13 protein-coding genes are annotated in these 21,075 nt (G+C 57.4%); 3 read left to right on the plus strand and 10 right to left on the minus strand.

Translation table 11 applies throughout. The annotated features are described in order from the left end of the window. Nucleotides 1–5 precede the first annotated feature (5 nt). Nucleotides 6–2,399 carry a maltodextrin phosphorylase gene (gene malP, locus M8014_RS11595; protein ID WP_271282584.1) on the minus strand — a complete coding sequence of 798 codons (2,394 nt, stop codon included), beginning with the start codon at nt 2,397–2,399 and terminating at the stop codon, nt 6–8. A gap of 582 nt (nt 2,400–2,981) precedes the next feature. Here malP and malT point away from each other — a divergent pair. After that, entirely contained in the window at nt 2,982–5,687 is a 2,706-nt protein-coding gene (malT, locus tag M8014_RS11600; RefSeq protein ID WP_271282585.1) for an HTH-type transcriptional regulator MalT, read from the plus strand. 28 nt (nt 5,688–5,715) lie between these two features. Here malT and M8014_RS11605 read toward each other — a convergent pair whose 3' ends face one another. Genes M8014_RS11605 through glpE form a run of 3 tightly spaced genes read right to left on the minus strand, consistent with a single transcriptional unit; the run spans nt 5,716 to nt 7,698 of the window. Next, a complete protein-coding gene (locus M8014_RS11605; protein WP_271282586.1) occupies nt 5,716–6,474 on the minus strand; it encodes a DeoR/GlpR family transcriptional regulator in 759 nt (252 codons plus the stop codon). Nucleotides 6,475–6,492: 18 nt separating this feature from the next. Continuing rightward, nucleotides 6,493–7,323, minus strand: coding sequence for a rhomboid family intramembrane serine protease GlpG (glpG, locus tag M8014_RS11610; protein WP_271282587.1), 831 nt, complete (start codon nt 7,321–7,323; stop codon nt 6,493–6,495). Between the two features lie 45 nt (nt 7,324–7,368). Continuing rightward, nucleotides 7,369–7,698 carry a thiosulfate sulfurtransferase GlpE gene (glpE, locus tag M8014_RS11615; protein WP_271282588.1) on the minus strand — a complete coding sequence of 110 codons (330 nt, stop codon included), beginning with the start codon at nt 7,696–7,698 and terminating at the stop codon, nt 7,369–7,371. Nucleotides 7,699–7,895: 197 nt separating this feature from the next. On the opposite strand from glpE, the gene glpD reads away from it, so the two are divergent. Further along, the gene (gene glpD / locus M8014_RS11620) at nt 7,896–9,404 is read left to right on the plus strand and encodes a glycerol-3-phosphate dehydrogenase (RefSeq protein ID WP_271282589.1); all 1,509 of its coding nucleotides are present in this window, start codon (nt 7,896–7,898) and stop codon (nt 9,402–9,404) included. A gap of 144 nt (nt 9,405–9,548) precedes the next feature. Here the strand turns inward: glpD and glgP are convergent, their stop codons facing one another. The 6 genes from glgP to asd form a co-directional block, all read right to left on the minus strand. Further along, nucleotides 9,549–11,996: a glycogen phosphorylase gene (glgP, locus tag M8014_RS11625; protein ID WP_271282590.1), complete on the minus strand. Its 2,448-nt coding sequence runs from the start codon at nt 11,994–11,996 to the stop codon at nt 9,549–9,551. A 19-nt stretch (nt 11,997–12,015) separates the two neighbouring features. Continuing rightward, nucleotides 12,016–13,449, minus strand: coding sequence for a glycogen synthase GlgA (gene glgA / locus M8014_RS11630; protein WP_271282591.1), 1,434 nt, complete (start codon nt 13,447–13,449; stop codon nt 12,016–12,018). Further along, entirely contained in the window at nt 13,449–14,744 is a 1,296-nt protein-coding gene (gene glgC, locus M8014_RS11635) for a glucose-1-phosphate adenylyltransferase (protein ID WP_271282592.1), read from the minus strand. Before glgC ends, glgA begins: the two co-directional genes overlap by 1 nt. Before the next feature lie 18 nt (nt 14,745–14,762). Then, the gene (glgX, locus tag M8014_RS11640; protein WP_271282593.1) at nt 14,763–16,736 is read right to left on the minus strand and encodes a glycogen debranching protein GlgX; all 1,974 of its coding nucleotides are present in this window, start codon (nt 16,734–16,736) and stop codon (nt 14,763–14,765) included. Next, complete coding sequence (gene glgB, locus M8014_RS11645; RefSeq protein ID WP_271282594.1) at nt 16,733–18,919, minus strand: 1,4-alpha-glucan branching enzyme; 2,187 nt, start codon at nt 18,917–18,919, stop codon at nt 16,733–16,735. The genes glgX and glgB overlap by 4 nt, the downstream gene beginning before the upstream one ends. A 251-nt stretch (nt 18,920–19,170) precedes the next feature. Further along, entirely contained in the window at nt 19,171–20,277 is a 1,107-nt protein-coding gene (asd, locus tag M8014_RS11650) for an aspartate-semialdehyde dehydrogenase (protein ID WP_271282595.1), read from the minus strand. Between the two features lie 175 nt (nt 20,278–20,452). Here asd and yhgN point away from each other — a divergent pair, with 175 nt between their 5' ends. Further along, entirely contained in the window at nt 20,453–21,046 is a 594-nt protein-coding gene (gene yhgN, locus M8014_RS11655) for an NAAT family transporter YhgN (RefSeq protein WP_271282596.1), read from the plus strand. Nucleotides 21,047–21,075: the final 29 nt, after the last annotated feature.

Below are 21,075 nucleotides of genomic sequence, written 5' to 3' on the forward strand. Positions count from 1 at the left end.
CTTCCTTAGCGTTTTGCCTGCCAGATACGAGCCTGATAGTCACGGATTGAGCGGTCAGAGCTGAACATACCGCAGCGCGCAGTGTTCAGAATGCACGCCCGGGTCCAGGCTTCCTGGTCACGATACAGAACGTCGATCTGCTTCTGGGCCTCGACATAAGAGGCAAAGTCCGCCATCAGCAGATACGGATCGCCACCCTCTTTGCCGATGCTGTGCAGCATCTGGTCAAACGCGTGCTTGTCGCCGTCGCTGTATTTTCCGCTTTCCAGCTCTTTCAGCACTGCATCGAGCACCTTGTCTTTCTTACGCCATTTCACCGGGTTATAGCCTTTGGCCTTCAGCGCTTTCACCTCTTCGACGGTATGGCCGAAGATAAAGATGTTCTCGTCGCCCACCTGCTCGGCGATCTCGACGTTGGCACCGTCCAGCGTACCGACCGTCAGCGCACCGTTGAGGGCCAGCTTCATGTTGCCGGTGCCGGAGGCCTCTTTACCGGCAGTGGAGATCTGCTCGGAGACGTCAGCCGCCGGGATCAGCAGCTCGGCTGCCGAGACGCAGTAATCCGGCAGGAACACCACTTTCAGCTTGTCGCCGACTTTCGGATCGTTGTTCACCGCCGCAGCCACTTTGTTGATCGCGAGGATGATGTTTTTTGCCAGGTAGTAGCCCGGTGCCGCTTTCGCACCGAACAGGAACACGCGCGGTACGCGGTCAGCCTGCGGGTTCTCGCGGATCTCTTTGTACAGCGCCAGAATGTGCAGCAGGTTCAGGTGCTGACGTTTGTACTCGTGCAGACGTTTGATCTGGATATCAAAAATCGCGTTCGGGTTAATTTCAATCCCGGTGCGGGTTTTAACGAAGGCCGCCAGGCGCACCTTGTTGTCCAGTTTGATGGTGCGGTAAGTCTCGCGGAAGGCCGCATCATCAGCCTGTTTTTCCAGATTGATCAGCTGGTCGAGATCGTTAGCCCACTCGTGCTCAAGGGTGTTATCCAGCAGCGCGGCCAGGGCCGGGTTGCACTGTTTGATCCAGCGGCGCGGCGTGATGCCGTTGGTGACATTGTGGAACTTGTTCGGCCACAGCTGGTGATATTCCGGGAACAGATCTTTCACCACCAGGTCGGAGTGCAGCGCAGCGACGCCGTTAACCGCAAAGCCGCTCACCACGCACATGTTGGCCATGCGGACCTGCTTATCATAGACCACCGCCAGCTTCGCCCAGACGGCTTCGTTGCCCGGCCAGGTTTTCTTCACCAGCGTTTTAAAGCGGGTATTAATTTCGTTGATCAGCTGCATATGGCGCGGCAGCAGGGTTTTAATCAGCTTCTCGTCCCAGCACTCCAGCGCTTCTGGCATCAGAGTGTGGTTGGTGTAAGCGAAGGTCTTGCTGGTGATGGCCCAGGCGTCGTCCCAGCTCATCTGATGCTCGTCGATCAATACGCGCAGCAGTTCAGGAATGGCGATCGTCGGGTGGGTGTCATTGAGCTGGATCACTTCGTAATCTGCCAGCTCGTTCAGCTTGCGGCCCGCCAGGTGATGGCGACGCAGAATATCGGCCACCGAACAGGCGCACTGGAAGTACTGCTGCATCAGACGCAGCTTTTTGCCCGCCAGATGGTTGTCGTTCGGGTAGAGAACTTTGGTCAGTTTTTCCGCGTCGATGCCCTGCTGCTCAGCACGCAGGAAATCGCCGTCGTTAAATTTGGTCAGGTCAAACGGATGCGCGTGTGTCGCCTGCCACAGGCGCAGCGGCTGCGCCACGCCGTTACGGTAACCCAGTACCGGCAGATCCCACGCCTGGCCGGTGATCGTAAAGCCAGGTTCCCATTGCCCCGCTTTCGTCACTTTGCCGCCAATCCCGACCTGCACGTCCAGCGCCTCATTGTGGCGGAACCACGGGTAGCTGACGCGATGCCAGTCATCCGGGGCTTCCATCTGATGGCCGTCGGCAAAGGACTGACGGAACAGGCCGTACTGATAGTTCAGGCCGTAGCCGGTCGCCGATTGCCCCACCGTCGCCATCGAATCAAGGAAGCAGGCTGCCAGACGCCCCAGGCCACCGTTGCCCAGCGCCGGATCGGTCTCTTCTTCCAGCAGGTCGGTCAGGTGGATATTGTGGGTGCTCAGCACATCGCTGACCTCCTGATACCAGCCGAGATTCAGCAGGTTGTTGCCGGTCAGGCGGCCAATCAGGAACTCCATCGAGATGTAGTTGACGTGGCGCTGGCCTTTCGCTGGCTTCACTGCGGGTTGGGCGCTCAGCAGCTCTGCGAGCGCACCGCTGACGGCCTGCCACCACTGGCGGGAGGTCATCTCCTCAGCGGCATGTAATCCAAATCGTTGCCACTGACGCGTCAGGGCAGCCTGAAATTGAGCTTTGTTGAAGGTAGGCTGTGACATAAGGGATCGGCATCCTGTAGAAAGAAATTAACACGTTGGTGCTAGTGTGCCTGGCTCCTCGGGGCACTTCCTCCTCCTGCGGGGGATTAGGCGGGGAGGAGTAGCGGGGATGAGCAGTAAACTGTGATCGTGGCCACTTTATGCCGTCAGGTTGCGCGAGAAACGGCGATTAAACAAGCGCCAGAAGGGACAAAAAAGCTGTGTCATTTCATAAGAAATATATAAACAAGGTAATAATTACTTACCTGAAATAATATTTCTCATAATAAGCTCTATCTCAGTGCGTTATTTTACATCGTTAACCCAGCAGAGATTTTATTAACTTTTAACAGCCTTTACGCTTCTCCGAACCTTTTTGTGCAATACGTGCTTTTACCCCCTCTTTCCAGTATCCATGCGCTTTAGAAGCCCATCCGAAAAGTTCCCTCAGTCTGCGATATATTTTTGTGACAGAGTGCAAATTAAGGGACAGAAAACCCGGACATAACTTGCAATAAAAAGGTTTCTGACCGACCTTATAGAGATTAATTACGAAGCGCAAAAAAAATCAAATCTCGATTTCCACACAGTGAAGTGAAAAATATGTTGATTCCGTCCAAATTAAGTCGCCCGGTTCGTCTTGACCATACTGTGGTTCGCGAACGCCTGCTGGCGAAACTTTCCGGCGCGAACAATTTTCGACTGGCGCTGGTAACGAGCCCTGCAGGCTACGGCAAAACGACGCTCATCTCTCAATGGGCATCCGGCAAAAGCGATCTCGGCTGGTACTCTCTCGATGAGGGCGATAATCAGCAGGAGCGTTTTGCCAGCTATTTGATCGCCGCCATTCAGCAGGCCACCAACGGGCACTGCGTCACCAGCGAAGTGATGGTGCAAAAGCGCCAGTACGCCAGCCTCTCTTCCCTGTTTTCCCAACTTTTTATCGAGCTGGCCGAATGGCATCGCCCGCTCTATCTGGTGATTGATGATTATCATCTGATCACCAATCCGGTGATCCACGAGTCGATGCGCTTTTTCCTGCGCCATCAGCCGGAAAACCTGACCTTAGTGATCCTGTCGCGCAACCTGCCGCAACTGGGCATTGCTAACCTGCGCGTGCGCGATCAGCTGCTGGAAGTGGGCAGCCAACAGCTCTCCTTTACCCATCAGGAAGCGAAGCAGTTCTTTGATTGCCGCCTCACCTCGCCGATTGAAGTCGCCGAAAGCAGCCGTCTGTGTGATGACGTCGCTGGCTGGGCCACCGCCCTGCAGCTGATTGCGCTTTCAGCCCGACACAACAACAGTCCGGCGCAGCAGTCCGCGCGCCGCCTGGCCGGGATCAATGCCAGCCACCTTTCCGATTATCTGGTCGATGAAGTCCTCGACAGCGTCGATCAGGCGACCCGTCAGTTCCTGCTGAAAAGCTCGCTGCTGCGCTCGATGAACGACGCGCTGATTGTGCGCGTAACCGGGGAAGATAACGGCCAGATGCGGCTGGAGGAGATCGAACGTCAGGGATTATTCCTGCAGCGTATGGACGACTCCGGAGAATGGTTCAATTACCACCCGCTGTTTGGCAGCTTCCTGCGCCAGCGCTGTCAATGGGAACTGGCCTCCGAACTGCCTGACATTCACCGCGCCGCAGCAGAAAGCTGGATGGCGCAGGGCTTTCCAAGCGAGGCCATTCACCACGCGCTGGCGGCGGGCGATGCCCATATGCTGCGCGATATTTTGCTCAACCACGCCTGGAGCCTGTTTAACCACAGCGAGCTGGCGCTGCTTGAAGAGTCGCTGCGCGCCCTGCCGTGGGAAAGCCTGCTGGAGAACCCGCGTCTGGTGCTACTGCAGGCCTGGCTGATGCAGAGCCAGCACCGCTACAGCGAAGTGAATACCCTGCTGGCCCGCGCCGAGCAGGAGATGAAAAGCGAGATGGATGCGGCGCTGCACGGCGAATTCAATGCCCTGCGGGCGCAGGTCGCCATCAACGACGGTAACCCGGACGAGGCCGAGCGCCTGGCGATGGGTGCGCTGGAAGAGCTGCCGCTGGCGCACTTCTACAGCCGCATCGTGGCAACCTCCGTGCATGGCGAGGTCCTGCACTGTAAAGGCGATCTCACCCGCTCCCTGTCGCTGATGCAGCAGACAGAACAGATGGCACGCCGCCATGACGTCTGGCATTACGCCCTGTGGAGCATGATCCAACAAAGCGAAATTCTGTTTGCCCAGGGCTTCCTGCAGGCCGCCTGGGAAACTCAGGAAAAAGCCTTCAACCTGATCCGCGATCAGCATCTGGAACAGCTCCCGATGCACGAGTTCCTGCTGCGCATCCGTGCCCAGCTGCTGTGGGCCTGGGCCCGACTGGACGAAGCCGAAAGCACTGCCCGTCATGGGGTCGACGTGCTCTCCGCCTTCCAGCCTCAGCAGCAGTTGCAGTGTCTGGGCCTGCTGGTTCAGTGCTCGCTGGCACGCGGCGATCTGGATAACGCCCGTAACCACCTCAACCGTCTGGAGAACCTGCTCGGCAACGGTCAGTATCACAGCGACTGGGTATCGAACGCCGATAAAGTACGGGTGATTTACTGGCAGATGACCGGCGATAAAAAATCGGCGGCCAACTGGTTGCGCCAGACGCCGAAGCCGGAGTTCGCCAACAACCACTTCCTGCAAAGCCAGTGGCGCAACATTGCCCGGGCGCAGATCCTGTTAGGGGAGTTCGAACCGGCGGAAATCGTGCTGGAAGAGCTGAATGAAAATGCCCGCAGCCTGCGTCTGATGAGCGATCTCAACCGCAACCTGCTGCTGCAGAACCAGCTTTACTGGCAGGCGGGTCGCAAAAATGACGCCCAGCGCGTACTGCTGGAAGCGCTGCAGCTGGCGAACCGCACCGGGTTTATCAGTCACTTTGTGATTGAAGGCGAGACGATGGCGCAGCAGCTGCGCCAGCTCATTCAGCTGAATACCCTGCCGGAGCTGGATCAGCACCGCGCCCAGCGCATTCTGCGGGAGATTAATCAGCATCACCGCCACAAGTTCGCCCACTTCGACGAAACCTTTGTCGAGCGCCTGCTGACCCATCCGGAAGTGCCGGAACTGATCCGCACCAGCCCGCTGACTCAGCGTGAGTGGCAGGTTCTGGGGCTGATCTATTCCGGTTACAGCAACGACCAGATTGCCGGAGAGCTGGCGGTGGCCGCGACCACCATCAAAACCCATATCCGCAATCTGTATCAGAAGCTCGGCGTTGCTCACCGCCAGGATGCGGTGCAGCATGCCCAGCAGCTGTTGAAAATGATGGGGTATGGGGTCTAGCCCTCTCCCACCGGGAGAGGAGCCAATATCAGCACAGTTCTAACTGCAACTTATGCTCGCGAATCACCTGCAACACCCCTTCAGGCGGCATCACGTCGGTATAGACCGCATCCACCATGCTGATGCTGCCCATATTCACCATCGCGTTACGGCCAAACTTCGAGTGATCCACCACCAGCATCACGTGACGTGAGTTGTCGATGATTGCCCGCTTGGTACGCACTTCGTGATAGTCAAACTCCAGCAGCGAGCCGTCGGTATCGATACCGCTGATGCCGAGGATGCCGAAGTCGAGGCGGAACTGGGAGATAAAATCGAGGGTCGCTTCGCCAATAATCCCGCCGTCGCGACTGCGCAACTCCCCCCCGGCGAGGATGATGCGAAAGTCCTCTTTCTGCATCAGCGTGGTCGCGACGTTCAGATTGTTGGTCACCACGCGGAGATTTTCATGGTTCAGCAGGGCGTGGGCGACCGCTTCCGGGGTGGTGCCGATGTCGATAAACAGCGTCGCACCGTTGGGGATCTGGCTGGCGACTTTGCGGGCAATCCGCTCTTTCTCTGAAGTCTGGGTCGCCTTGCGGTCGTGCCAGGAGGTGTTCACCGAGCTGGACGGCAGCGCCGCCCCGCCGTGGTGGCGGAGAATGCGGTTCTGATCGGCCAGATCGTTCAGGTCACGGCGAATGGTCTGCGGGCTGACGGCAAACTGCTCCACCAGCTCCTCGGTGCTGACGTATCCCTGCTTCTTCACCAGCTCGATAATGGCGTCATGACGTTGTGTTTGTTTCATCAGAGTTCCCTGGCAGAATTATGTTCGTTTTCGCGCATGTAGCGTATCGGCAAGCGCCATCGCCAGCCCAACCGCCAGCCCGGCCACGTGTGCGCCATTGGCAATCGCCATGCCAAACAGATCAAACCAGCCGGCAATAATCCAGACTAATGCGAAGGCCATTAACCCGCGCTCAAGATAGATCCCGCTGTCCGGATCGCGCTCGCCGCGCAGCCAGACGTAACCCATCAGCGCATACACTACGCCGGAAAGCCCGCCAAACCACGGCCCGTTAAACTGATGCTGGATAAAGCCGCTGAGCAGGGCGCTGATCAGCGTAATCACCACCAGCTTGCCGCTGCCGAGCCGTTTCTCCACCGCGCCGCCGAGATACCACCACCACAGCAGGTTAAAGAGGATATGCAGCACGGAGAAGTGCATCAGCGCGTGGGTGAAGTAGCGCCAGAATTCGAATTTCAGGGACGGGTCAAACGGCCAAGCCAGCAGGATCATCACGGTCTGATCGCCCACCACATTCATGATGATGAACACCAGAATGCAGGCCGCGATTAAGACCAGGGTGAATGGCCCCGCGCGTTCGCGCAACGTCGCCAGGAAAGGAAAGCGCTGATAGCGCAGGCCGCTATCGGTCTGGCCCGACTGCCAGCTCGCCGCCAGATAGCGCGGGTCGGCGGGGTTTTCCAGAAAACGCGCCAGTTCAGCGTGCACCCGGTCGGCCTGGCTTTCATCCGCCAGCCAGACGTCAATCTGGGTATGTTGTTGAAGAGTGAGGATAATGCCCTGCGTCGCCATGTAGTCGACAAACGCCTGGGCCACGCGCGGGTTAGTAAAAGAGGTAATCATCAGCATCGGCGGCAGTCGCTTATTTCCACACAAAAGGGGACAGTATATACCCTAAACGTCGACGTGCTCGACTTCTGCCGGGAAATGGCGATGCCAGGCGTCGAAACCGCCGTCCACGCTGTAGACCGCATCGTAGCCCTGTTGCAGCAGATACTGCGCCGCACCCTTGCTGCTGTTACCGTGATAGCACATCACCATCACCGGGGTATCAAAATCGTTATCCTGCATAAAGGTGCTCAGTGAGGCATTCGTCAGGTGAAAGGCACCCGGCGTATGGCCAATGGCAAAACTTTGCGGATCGCGGATGTCCACCAGCACGGCCGTTCCCTGGTGCATTTTCTGGTGCGCTTCTTCAACGTTAATACATTCAAACTGTTCCATGGTGCTCTCTGCTGCTCTCTGTTGTTCGTTCAGTGGGGCATTTTACCGTCTAGTGTACGTCCTGGCGGCGGGTAAACGCCATTATGTTAGCTGTATCACTCAAAATTGTTTTTTTGATGTTACTAAAAGCGCATTCCTTTGCTAGTATGAGCGATATCGAACATTTTTGAGCTTTTACGAAAGTGCGTGAGGATACAATGGAAACCAAAGATCTGATTGTAATAGGTGGCGGTATCAACGGGGCAGGTATTGCGGCAGATGCCGCCGGACGCGGTTTATCCGTCCTGATGCTGGAAGCACAGGATCTCGCCTGTGCCACCTCCTCCGCGAGCTCCAAGCTTATCCACGGCGGCCTGCGCTACCTGGAACACTACGAATTCCGTCTGGTCAGCGAGGCGCTGGCCGAGCGCGAAGTGCTGCTGAAAATGGCCCCGCATATTGCCACACCGATGCGCTTTCGCCTGCCGCACCGCCCGCATCTGCGTCCGGCGTGGATGATCCGCATCGGTCTGTTTATGTACGATCATCTGGGTAAACGCACCAGCCTGCCCGCCTCCGCCGGTGTGCGTTTTGGCGCAGATTCGGTCCTGAAGCCAGAAATCGTGCGCGGATTCGAATATTCTGACTGCTGGGTGGACGACGCCCGACTGGTGCTCGCCAACGCGCAAATGGTTGAACGCAAAGGCGGAGAAGTGAAAACCCGCACCCGCGCCCTCTCCGCTCGCCGAGAAAAGGGCCTGTGGATCGTCGAAGCCGAAGATATCGATACCGGCGAGCGCTTCAGCTGGCAGGCACGCGGTCTGGTGAATGCCACCGGCCCGTGGGTGAAGCAGTTCTTTGACGACGGGATGAAACTGCCGTCGCCGTATGGCATCCGCCTGATCAAAGGCAGCCATATTGTGGTCCCGCGCGTGCACACCCAGAAGCAGGCCTACATTCTGCAGAACGAAGACAAGCGCATCGTGTTTGTGATCCCGTGGATGGATGAGTTCTCCATCGTCGGCACCACCGACGTAGAGTACAAAGGCGATCCGAAAAACGTCGGTATCGACGAAAGCGAAATCAACTACCTGCTGCAGGTCTATAACGCGCACTTTAAAAAGTCGCTGGCGCGCGACGACGTGGTCTGGACCTACTCCGGGGTGCGTCCATTGTGCGATGATGAATCCGATTCACCGCAGGCGATCACCCGCGACTACACGCTGGATATCCACGATGAGCAAGGCAAAGCGCCGCTGCTTTCGGTGTTTGGCGGCAAGCTCACCACCTATCGTAAGCTGGCGGAACACGCGCTGGAGAAACTGTCCCCGTACTATCAAGGTATTGGCTCTGCCTGGACCAAAGGCGCGGTACTGCCTGGTGGTGATATCGACGGCAACCGCGATGACTACGCGGCAAAACTGCGCCGTCGCCATCCGTTTATCAGCGAATCCCTGGCCCGCCACTACGCCCGCACTTATGGCAGCAACAGTGAACTGCTGCTGAACGCGGTGACAAGCCTCAGCGATTTGGGCGAACATTTTGGCCATGAGTTTTATGAAGCCGAGCTGCGCTATCTGGTTGAGCACGAGTGGGTACGCCGCGCGGACGATGCGCTGTGGCGTCGCACCAAAGAGGGCATGTGGCTGAATGCGGAGCAGCAGTCCCGCGTGGCGCAGTGGCTGGAGCAGAACGCGCAAAAGCGAGAGTTATCGTTAGCGTCCTGAAGGATGCAAATACGTAGGCCGGGTAAGGCGAAGCCGCCACCCGGCGAAAATGGCTCGGTGCGGCCTGATGCCCTCACCCCGCCCCTCTCCCACAGGGAGAGGGAGTAAACATTAAAAAAGGCAACTTTCGTTGCCTTTTTGCGTTTATAACCGTACCGGATCAATATGCCAGATAGTCTCGGCATACTCTTTGATGGTGCGGTCAGACGAGAAGTAGCCCATGTTGGCGATGTTGTGCATCGCTTTGGTGGTCCACTCTTCCGGCTGACGATACAGCTCGTCGACCTTGTCCTGGCAATCCACATAGCTGCGGAAGTCCGCCAGCACCTGATAGTGATCGCCAAAGTTAATCAGCGAATCCACCAGATCGCGGTAGCGGCCAGGCTCCTCCGGATTAAACAAGCCGGTGGCGATCTGGGTCAGCACCTGACGCAGCTCTTCATCCTGCTCGTAGAATTCCCGCGGCTTGTAGCCCTGCTTACGCAGCGCTTCCACCTCTTCCGCCGTATTGCCAAAGATGAAGATGTTCTCTTCACCCACGTGCTCCAGCATTTCGACGTTGGCACCGTCCAGCGTGCCGATGGTCAGCGCGCCGTTCAGGGCAAACTTCATGTTACTGGTGCCTGAGGCTTCGGTACCTGCCAGCGAGATCTGCTCAGACAGATCCGCCGCCGGAATGATCATCTGCGCCAGGCTTACGCTGTAGTTCGGGATAAAGACAATTTTCAGCTTGTCGCCAATCAGCGGATCGTTGTTGACAACCTTCGCCACGTCGTTGATCAGGTGAATGATATGCTTCGCCATGTAGTAGGCCGAGGCGGCCTTACCGGCAAAGATGTTCACGCGCGGTACCCAATCAGCCGTTGGGTCGTCCTTGATGCGGTTGTAGCGGACGATGACGTGCAGCACGTTCATCAGTTGACGTTTGTACTCGTGGATTCGTTTGATCTGCACGTCGAACAGTGCTTTCGGATTGGCGACCACGTTTAAGTGCAGCGCCATCCACACCGACAGCCGCTTTTTGTTCAGCAGCTTGGCGTCACGCACCGCTTTATTCACTGTCGGGAAATCCGCGTGCTGTTCCAGCTCGCTCAGCTGGCTTAAATCGGTACGCCAGGTGCGGCCGATGTTCTCATCCAGCACCTCGGAGAGCGGCTTGTTCGCCAGCGCCAGCCAGCGACGCGGCGTGACCCCGTTGGTCACGTTGCAGAAGCGCATCGGGAAGATTTTGGCAAAATCGGCAAACAGCGACTGCACCATCAGGTTGGAGTGCAGCTCGGAGACGCCGTTGACCTTGTGGCTGATCACCACCGCCAGCCACGCCATGCGCACCCGACGGCCGTTAGACTCGTCGATAATCGACGTGCGGCTCAGCAGACCGGTGTCGTGCGGATACTGCTCCTGAACGGTTTTCAGGAAGTAATCATTGATCTCAAAGATGATCTGCAGATGGCGCGGCAGAATTTTGCCGAGCATGTCCACCGGCCAGGTTTCCAGCGCTTCGCTCATCAACGTGTGGTTGGTGTAGGAGAACACCTGGCACGTCACATCAAAGGCTTCATCCCAGCTGAACTTATGCTCGTCGATCAGCAGGCGCATCAGTTCCGGGATCGACAGCACCGGGTGGGTGTCGTTCAGGTGGATGGCGGTTTTCTCCGCCAGGTTCTTGTAGGTTTTGTGCAGCTGGAAGTGGCGGCTGAGAATATCCTGGATGGTCGAGGAGACCAGGAAGTATTCCTGACGCAGACGCAGCTCACGCCCGGAATAGGTCGAGTCATCCGGGTACAGCACGCGGGAGACGTTCTCGGAGTGGTTTTTATCTTCCACTGCCGCGAAGTAATCACCCTGGTTAAATTTACCAAGGTTAATCTCGCTACTGGCCTGGGCATTCCACAGGCGCAGCGTGTTGGTGGCATCGGTGTCGTAGCCCGGAATAATCTGGTCATAGGCCACAGCCAGGATCTCTTCGGTTTCGACCCAGCGGGTTTTCTTGCCTTCCTGCTGCACACGTCCGCCGAAACGCACTTTATAGCGCGTATTGTGGCGCTTGAACTCCCACGGATTGCCATATTCCAGCCAGTAGTCCGGAGACTCTTTCTGTCGACCGTCGACAATGTTCTGTTTGAACATGCCGTAATCGTAGCGGATGCCGTAGCCGCGTCCCGGCAGGGCGAGGGTTGCCAGCGAGTCGAGGAAGCAGGCCGCCAGACGCCCGAGGCCGCCGTTGCCTAAGCCCGGGTCGTTCTCTTCATCAATCAGCTCTTCTAAATCTAACCCCATCTCTTCCAGCGCGTTTTTTACATCGTCATAGATCCCCAGCGACAACAGCGCATTGGAAAGGGTGCGGCCAATCAAAAACTCCATCGACAGATAGTAAACCTGTCGGGTCTCCTGTGAGAGCTGGGCGCGGTTCGAGCGCAGCCAGCGTTCTACCAGCCGATCGCGCACGGCAAACAGCGTGGCGTTCAGCCACTCGTGCTTGTTGGCGATCACCGGATCTTTGCCGATGGTGAACATCAGCTTATAAGCAATTGAGTGCTTTAACGCCTCAATGCTCAATGTGGGAGACGCGTAAGAAAAAGGTGCATTCATATCAATGATTCCAACATTGTTACATCAAGCGTTGATAAAGATCGCGGTAGGACTGGGCCGCCACTTGCCAGCTAAAATCCATGGCCATCGCCTGCCGCTGAACAAAACGCCATAAAGACGGCCGCGACCACAACACGAACGCACGCCGGATCGCGCGCAGCAGCGACCACGCATTACTGTCTTCAAACACAAAACCACTGGCGATACCGTCTGCCAGGTTTTCCAGCGAGGTGTCGGATACGGTATCCGCCAGCCCGCCGGTACGGCGCACCAGCGGCAGTGTGCCGTACTTCAGACCGTACAGCTGGGTTAAGCCGCACGGCTCAAAACGACTCGGCACCAGGATAACGTCGGCCCCCGCCATGATGCGGTGTGAGAACGCCTCGTGATAGCCAATCTGTACCCCTACCTGCCCCGGATGTTCGGCCGCTGCCGCCAGGAAGCCTTCCTGCAGAACCGGATCGCCCGCACCCAGCAGCGCCAGCTGTCCACCCTGCTCCAGCAGACCCGGCAGCGCTTCAAGCACCAGGTCGAGGCCTTTCTGGCTGGTCAGACGGCTTACCACCGCAAACAGCGGCACCTTCTCGTTGACCTTGAGCCCCATGGCGATTTGCAGCTGACGTTTGTTCTCGGCCTTATCTTCCACCGAGTCGCGGCTATAGCGCGCGGTCAGCAGCAGATCGGATTCCGGGCTCCAGATTTTTTCATCCACGCCGTTCAGAATGCCCGACAGGCGGCCTTCGCGATGACGCTGCGTCAGCAGGCCCTCCATCCCGTAGCCAAACTCCGGCTCGGTGATCTCCCGCGCGTAGGTCGGGCTCACCGCCGTAATATGATCGGCATAGTAAAGCCCGGCCTTCAGGAACGAGATCTGCCCGTTAAACTCCAGCCCGTGCATGTTAAAGAATGACGATGGCAACTCGATGTCATTCATGTGTTTGGCTAAATACAGGCCCTGGTAGGCCAGGTTATGCACCGTAAACACCGATTTTGCCGGATGACCACGCGCCGCCAGATACGCCGGGGCCAGCCCGGCATGCCAGTCGTGGGCGTGCACCACGTCCGGACGCCAGAACGGATCCAGCCCGGTGGCCATTTCCGCCCCCACCCAGCCGAGCAGTGCAAAACGCAGCACGTTGTCGGGATAGGCGAATAAGTTAGTGTCGTGGTACGGGCTCCCTGGACGGTCATACAGATGCGGCGCGTCAATCAGGTAGATGCCCACGCCGTTGTAATGACCAAACAGTAATGTGATGCGCCCGGCAAAGGTATCGCGACGGCTGACAATCTGTGCATCAGGAATGCCGCGACGAATGTCTGGAAAAGCGGGCAACAGCACGCGGGTATCGACACCACCGGCGATTTGCGCCGCCGGTAACGCCCCAATCACATCCGCCAGCCCGCCCGTTTTCAGCAACGGGAACATCTCAGAACATACGTGTAAAACCTGCATCATCGCTCCTGTTTGATCTGCAGTTTGCGCAGCATTTCACGCGTAACCAGTACGATGCCCTCTTCGGAGCGATAGAAGCGACGCGCATCCTCTTCGGCGTTCTCGCCAATCACCATGCCCTCAGGAATGATACAGGCCCGGTCGATCACGCAACGACGCAAACGGCATGAGCGTCCAACCCATACGTCTGGCAACAATACTGTCGAATCAATGTTGCAGAAAGAATTCACCCGCACGCGCGGGAACAGCACCGACTGCACCACCACCGAGCCCGAAATGATACAACCGCCGGAGACCAGCGAGTTCAGCGTCATGCCGTGGCTACCGGTGCGGTCCTGCACAAACTTCGCCGGCGGCAGCGACTCCATGTGCGTGCGGATCGGCCAGTTGTGGTCGTACATGTCCAGTTCCGGCGTTACTGAGGCGAGATCCAGGTTGGCCTTCCAGTACGCTTCCAGTGTCCCGACATCGCGCCAGTAAGGTTCTGCATTCGGATCGGACTGCACGCAGGACAATGGGAATGGATGTGCATAAGCCATGCCAGCCTTGGTGATTTTCGGGATGATATCTTTACCGAAGTCGTGACTGGAATTCTCTTCCTTGTCGTCCTCTTCCAGCAACTGATAAAGGTATTCAGCATCAAAGATATAGATGCCCATGCTGGCAAGAGAGCGGGTCGGGTCGCCCGGCATGGCTGGCGGGTTTGCCGGTTTTTCGACAAACTCGATCACCTTGTCGTTTTCATCCACCGCCATCACGCCAAACGCCGTCGCTTCGGCAATGGGCACCGGCATGCAGGCAACGGTGCAGCGTGCACCTTTTTCGACGTGGTCGATCAGCATCCGCGAGTAGTCTTGCTTGTAGATATGGTCCCCAGCGAGGATCACCACGTATTCAGCGTCATAGCGACGAATAATGTCGAGGTTCTGCGTCACCGCATCCGCCGTGCCGCGATACCAGTTTTCACCGTGCATGCGTTGCTGAGCGGGCAGAAGGTCGACAAACTCATTCATCTCTTCGCTGAAGAAGGACCAGCCGCGCTGGATGTGCTGCACCAGGGTATGGGACTGGTACTGGGTGATCACGCCGATGCGGCGGATGCCAGAGTTAAGACAGTTAGAAAGGGCAAAATCGATGATACGGAATTTACCACCGAAGTGGACGGCGGGTTTGGCGCGCTTAATCGTTAAATCTTTTAATCGGGTACCGCGGCCGCCAGCAAGAATCAGGGCAACAGATTTTAATGGAAGCTGACGCGCTAACATTAGTGGGTCGTTCTTTTCTAACCTAACCATGATCAACTCCTTTTATTATCATCTCTGGAATACGCACACACCGTTTGCAGGTCCATGCCAGACTGTCATCACGACCGGATTATCTTCTCCGGCAAATGGGGGGATCGCCCGCCACTCTCCTTCAGGTAAAACAATGTCGGCAACCTCATGGGTAGCGTTAAACGTAATGAGCCAGCTATCCGAAAGCAGGATTTGCAGGCAGGGAACGTCGTTGTGCCACTCATGTGTCGCTAACGGCTGCGCGGCTTTATTCAGCCAGCGCACGTTGCCATCACCCTCTTCCCACCACTGATTCCGTGTGAGCGCAGGGATCTGCTGACGCAGATGGATTAGCGCAGCGGTAAACTCGGCTAATCCACTGTTTGCCTGCTGCCAGTCAAGCCAGGTTAAGGGGTTATCCTGACAGTAGGCGTTATTGTTGCCGTGCTGGCTGTGACCATGTTCATCCCCTGCCAGCAGCATCGGCGTTCCCTGCGATAAAAGCAGCGTGGTAAGCAAGGCGTGCACGCTGGCACGGCGTCGCTCAATGACATCCAGCTTGCCACTTAATCCTTCAATACCATGGTTGTAACTGTGGTTACTGAAGGTGCCGTCACGATTTTCTTCACCATTGGCTTCGTTATGTTTCTGATTGAAGCAAACGCAGTCGCGCAAGGTGAAGCCGTCGTGCGCCGTCAGCAGGTTGATCGACGCAGAGGGCAGCCGTCCATTGTGTCTGAACAGATCGCTGGATGCCGCAAAGCGGCCGGCGAAATCCGCCAGCGACAGATCGTGCGCCAGCCAGAAGCGGCGCGCGCTATCACGGTAGTGATCGTTCCACTCCGCAAACAGCGGCGGGAAATTCCCGACCTGATAACCACCGGGGCCCACATCCCACGGCTCAGCAATCAGCTTGACGCGTGACAGCAGCGGGCAGTTTTTAATGGCCTCAAACAGCGGCGACTGCGGATTGAAGTCCGGCGTACGGCCAATAACCGACGCCAGGTCGAAACGAAAACCGTCGACATGGAAGGTTTCAACCCAGTATTTAAGGCATTCATACGCGTAATGCATCACCGCCGGATGGCTGAGATTGAGCGTGTTACCGCAGCCGGTCCAGTTGTGGTAATCGCCATCCTCTCTTAACCAATAATAGCTACGGTTATCGATTCCGCGCAGGGAGAAGGTCGGTCCCTCCAGATCGAGCTCGGCACTGTGGTTCAGCACCACGTCGAGGATCACCTCAATACCCGCTTCGTGCAGGGCTTTAACCGCATCGCGAAACTCATCCCGGGCACGCGCCGGATGGGCGGCATAGCGCGGATCGAGGGCAAACATCGCCATCGGGTTGTAGCCCCAGTAGTTGCTGAGACCCAGGCGCTGCAGGCGCGGCTCGCTGGAAAAATGGGCCACCGGCAGCAGCTCCAGGGCGGTAATGCCCAGCTGCCTGAAATAGGCAATCATCAGTGGATGAGAGAGCGCTTTGTAGGTGCCGCGGATCGCTTCCGGGAGGCCCGGATGCAGATACGTCAGCCCCTTCACATGCGCTTCATAGATCACCGTCTTGCCCCAGGGGGTATTGGGCGGTGCGTCGTCTTCCCAGTCATAGTGGTCACACACCACCACGCTTTTGGCCGCCGCCAATGCGCTGTCGCGGTGATCCGGCGCGTCTTTACCACCATGCAGGACCACGTCGTCGTTCAGCATCCCCTCAACGCTATGCGCGCAGGGATCGAGCAGTAGCTTCGCTGGGTTAAAACGGTGCCCGTTGCCCGGTTCCCAGGGGCCGTGAACCCGAAAGCCGTAGTGCGTGCCGGGGCGGGCGCTCTCCAGGTAGCCGTGCCAGATATCCCCGCTGCGACCCGGAAGATCGTACCGATGCTCATTGCCGTTGCCGTCAAACACGCAGAGTTCAACCCGCTCCGCATGGGCGGAAAAGAGGGTGAAATTCACCCCCTTGCCGTCATAGCTGGCGCCGAGCGGAGCAGGTTGACCGGCCGTGAGTTGGGTCATTCCCCCTCCCGGACCAGCCAGATGGTGGACAGCGGCGGCAGGGTAATACTCAGTGAGTTTGCACGTCCGTGGCTCTCCTGCTCATCGCTCTGGACCAGACCGCCGTTGCCCGCATTGCTGCCGTGATAGTGCATCGAGTCGGTATTCAGCGCCTCGCGCCATTTACCCGGCTGATTGATGCCGAAGCGGTAGTGATGGCGAGTCACCGGGGTGAAGTTGCTGGCGACGATGATTTCGTTGCCCGCTTTGTCGCGGCGGACAAAGATCAGCACCGAGCGCTCGTTGTCATCCACCACCAGCCACTCGAAGCCGTAGTCGTCAAAATCGAGTTCATGCAGCGCTTTGTGGTGACGATAGGTGCGGTTGAGGTCGCGGACCAGGCGCTGGACGCCATGGTGCCAGTTGTCACCGCCGTCCAGCAGATGCCAGTCAAGGCTGGCGTCGTGGTTCCACTCGCGCCCCTGCGCAAACTCGTTGCCCATGAACAGCAACTTTTTGCCTGGGAAGGCGAACATCCAGCCGTAGTAGGCGCGCAGGTTGGCAAATCGTTGCCACGCGTCGCCCGGCATGCGGTCGAGAATCGATTTTTTGCCGTGAACCACTTCATCGTGAGAGAGCGGCAGGACAAAGTTTTCGGTGCTGTTGTAGAGCATGCCGAAGGTCAGCTTGTTGTGGTGATATTGGCGGTGGACCGGATCCAGCTTCATGTAATCCAGCGTGTCGTGCATCCACCCGAGGTTCCACTTAAACCAGAAGCCGAGGCCGCCCATCGACGGCGGGCGGGAAACGCCCGGAAAATCGGTCGACTCTTCTGCCATCGTCACTGCGCCCGGCACCTGCTCGCCAAGAATACGGTTGGTGCTGCGTAAAAACTCAATCGCTTCGAGATTTTCACGCCCGCCGAATTCGTTGGGGATCCACTCCCCCTCTTTACGGCTGTAGTCGCGGTAAATCATTGACGCCACCGCATCCACGCGCAGGGCATCAATGCCGAAGCGCTCGATCCAGTACAGGGCGTTGCCCACCAGATAGTTGGTCACTTCCCGGCGACCGTAGTTGTAGATCAGGGTATTCCAGTCCTGATGGAAGCCTTCGCGCGGATCGCTGTGCTCATACAGGTTGGTGCCGTCGAATTCCGACAAGCCAAAATCATCGGACGGGAAGTGGCCCGGCACCCAGTCGAGGATCACGTTCAGCCCGGCGGCATGCGCGGCGTTGATAAAGTAGCGGAAGTCGTCGCGGGTGCCGAAGCGGCGGGTCGGGGCGTACATGCCGGTTGGCTGATAGCCCCAGCTGCCGTCAAAAGGGTGTTCGTTAATCGGCAGCAGCTCAAGATGGGTAAAGCCCATCCACTTGGCGTACGGCACCAGCTGGTCGGCAAGCTCCCGGTAGCTGAGCCAGAAATTGTTCTCGGTATGGCGACGCCAGGAGCCGAGATGGACTTCATAAATCGAAATCGGCATGTCGAACTGGTTGGCGCGGATGCGCTCCTCGCTCTGGGCGACTTTCTCGGGCAGGCCGCAGATCAGGGAGGCGGTTTCCGGGCGCATTTGCGCTTCGAAAGCATACGGGTCGGCTTTGATACGCAGCTTGCCGTTTGCATCAATCATTTCGTATTTATAAAGTTGACCGTTTTGCGCACCGGGGATGAACAGCTCCCAGATGCCGGTTTCACGGCGCAGGCGCATTGGATGGCGGCGGCCGTCCCAGTAGTTGAACTGCCCCACCACCGAGACGCGTCGGGCGTTCGGTGCCCAGACGGTAAAGCGGGTGCCGGTGATGCCGTCCATGGTGTCGGCATGGGCACCCAGCGTTTCATACGGGCGCAGGTGCGTGCCTTCGGACAGCAGCCATGCATCCATCTCCTGCAGCAGCGGACCAAAGCTGTAGGGATCGTCGATCAGATTTTGTTGCCCATGCCAGAGAACGGCGAGCTGATAGCGGAAAATGTTTTTGCGGCGGGCCATCACGCCAGCAAAGAAACCGCGTGAGTCGATACATTCAAGCTTACCCACCTTGCGGCCGGTTTTTGGTTCAATCACCCAGACTTCCGTCGCGTCAGGTAACAATGCGCGCACTTCCAGCCCTGCCTCTGTGCGGTGCATACCAAGTACAGAAAACGGATCGGCAAAATGACCCGCGATAAGCGCATTAATCACGTCTCTATCAATACGAACGGACATGGTGTTCATCCTGTTATCTTATTCGCCGCCCCCCTTCGCGCGCAGGGTACAGCTTTAATGTGACCTGTACGGAACAGCACTTATGTGCATCCTCTCTGTTCCATCCAACTTCCAGACGAGATGCACGACATCTCGCATAAAGCATAGCCAACGCTGTGTATGACTCCTGATAAATAACCAACCAAATGCGTTTTAGTCCTTTATTACGCAAAAAAAGGGGTGACACATCACCCCTTAGTATTAATACGTTATTACGCCAGCTGGCGCAGCATCCTGCGTAGCGGCTCGGCGGCACCCCACAAAAGCTGGTCGCCGACGGTAAAGGCGGACAAGTATTCCGGCCCCATGTTCAGCTTGCGCAGGCGCCCTACCGGAGTGGTCAGCGTGCCGGTAACGGCCGCTGGGGTCAGTTCACGCACGGTAATGTCGCGATCGTTCGGGACGACTTTTGCCCACTGATTGTGCGAAGCGAGCAATTCCTCCACTGTTTGTATGGATACATCTTTTTTCATTTTAATGGTGAATGCCTGGCTGTGGCAGCGCAGCGCACCCACGCGCACGCACAGACCATCAACCGGGATCGGCGAGGCGGTGCGCAGAATTTTGTTGGTCTCTGCCTGGCCTTTCCACTCTTCGCGGCTCTGGCCGTTGTCCAGCTGCTTATCGATCCACGGGATCAGGCTACCGGCCAGCGGTACGCCAAAGTTATCCACCGGCAAGTCGCCGCTGCGGCTAAGCGCCGTCACTTTGCGTTCGATATCCAGAATGGCCGATGCCGGGTTTGCCAGCTCAGTGGCAACATGCTGGTGCAGATGACCCATCTGGCTCAGCAGCTCACGCATATGGCGCGCGCCGCCGCCGGAGGCTGCCTGGTAAGTGGCTACGGAGACCCACTCCACCAGATCCTGAGCAAACAGGCCGCCGAGCGACATCAGCATCAGGCTGACCGTGCAGTTGCCGCCGACGAAGGTTTTCACGCCGTTGTTCAGGCCGTCGGTGATGACATCCTGGTTAACCGGGTCAAGAATAATGATGGCGTCGTCTTTCATGCGCAGCGAAGAGGCTGCATCAATCCAGTATCCCTGCCAGCCGCTTTCACGAAGCTTTGGATAAATTTCGTTGGTATAATCGCCGCCCTGGCAGGTAACGATAATATCCAGCGCCTTCAGCGCTTCCAGATCAAATGCGTCCTGAAGCGTACCGGTGGACGCAGTGCCAAATGCAGGCGCAGCCTGCCCAAGCTGGGAAGTGGAGAAGAAGACCGGACGGATGGCGTCAAAATCGCGCTCCTCAACCATGCGTTGCATGAGTACAGAGCCGACCATACCGCGCCAGCCGATAAAACCAACGTTTTTCATAGCGTGTTTTCCTGCAGAGATGTGTGCTGAATATGCGAGCCAGAATCCTACTGGCACTGCTCTCACCTTACAAAATGCAGCCAAAGTCGCAAGTGAAATAAATCAATGATTACGCCGCTATAAGTAATACCACTTATTACCACAATGAATACAGGGAGTTTGAGGGACAGATAACATGACTGAAATTATTTCTGCAGCGGTGCTGCTTATCCTGATTATGGACCCGCTCGGGAACCTGCCGATCTTTATGTCGGTGCTGAAACACACTGAGCCGAAGCGGCGTCGGGCGATCATGATCCGCGAGCTGTTAATCGCGCTGCTGGTGATGTTTATCTTCCTGTTCGCGGGAGAAAAGATCCTCGGCTTCCTGAATTTACGCGCTGAAACAGTCTCAATCTCGGGCGGTATTATTTTGTTTTTGATCGCCATTAAGATGATCTTCCCCAGCGCCGAAGGGAGCAGCAGCGGCCTGCCTGCCGGTGAAGAGCCGTTTATCGTGCCGCTGGCGATCCCGCTGGTCGCCGGCCCGACCATTCTGGCAACCCTGATGCTGCTGTCGCATCAGTATCCGAACCAGATGAGTCATCTGGTGATCGCCCTGCTGCTGGCCTGGGGCGGCACCTTCGTGATTTTGCTGCAATCGTCGCTGTTTTTACGCCTGCTCGGCGAGAAAGGGGTGAATGCGCTGGAACGGCTGATGGGATTGATTCTGGTGATGATGGCCACGCAGATGTTCCTGGATGGGATCAGGGCGTGGATGAAGGGGTAAACGCACTGCGCCCGACTCGGGCGCAACGT

The sequence above is a fragment of the Silvania hatchlandensis genome (assembly GCF_025564065.1).
GTDB classification, from domain to species: Bacteria; Pseudomonadota; Gammaproteobacteria; order Enterobacterales; family Enterobacteriaceae; genus Enterobacter; species Enterobacter hatchlandensis.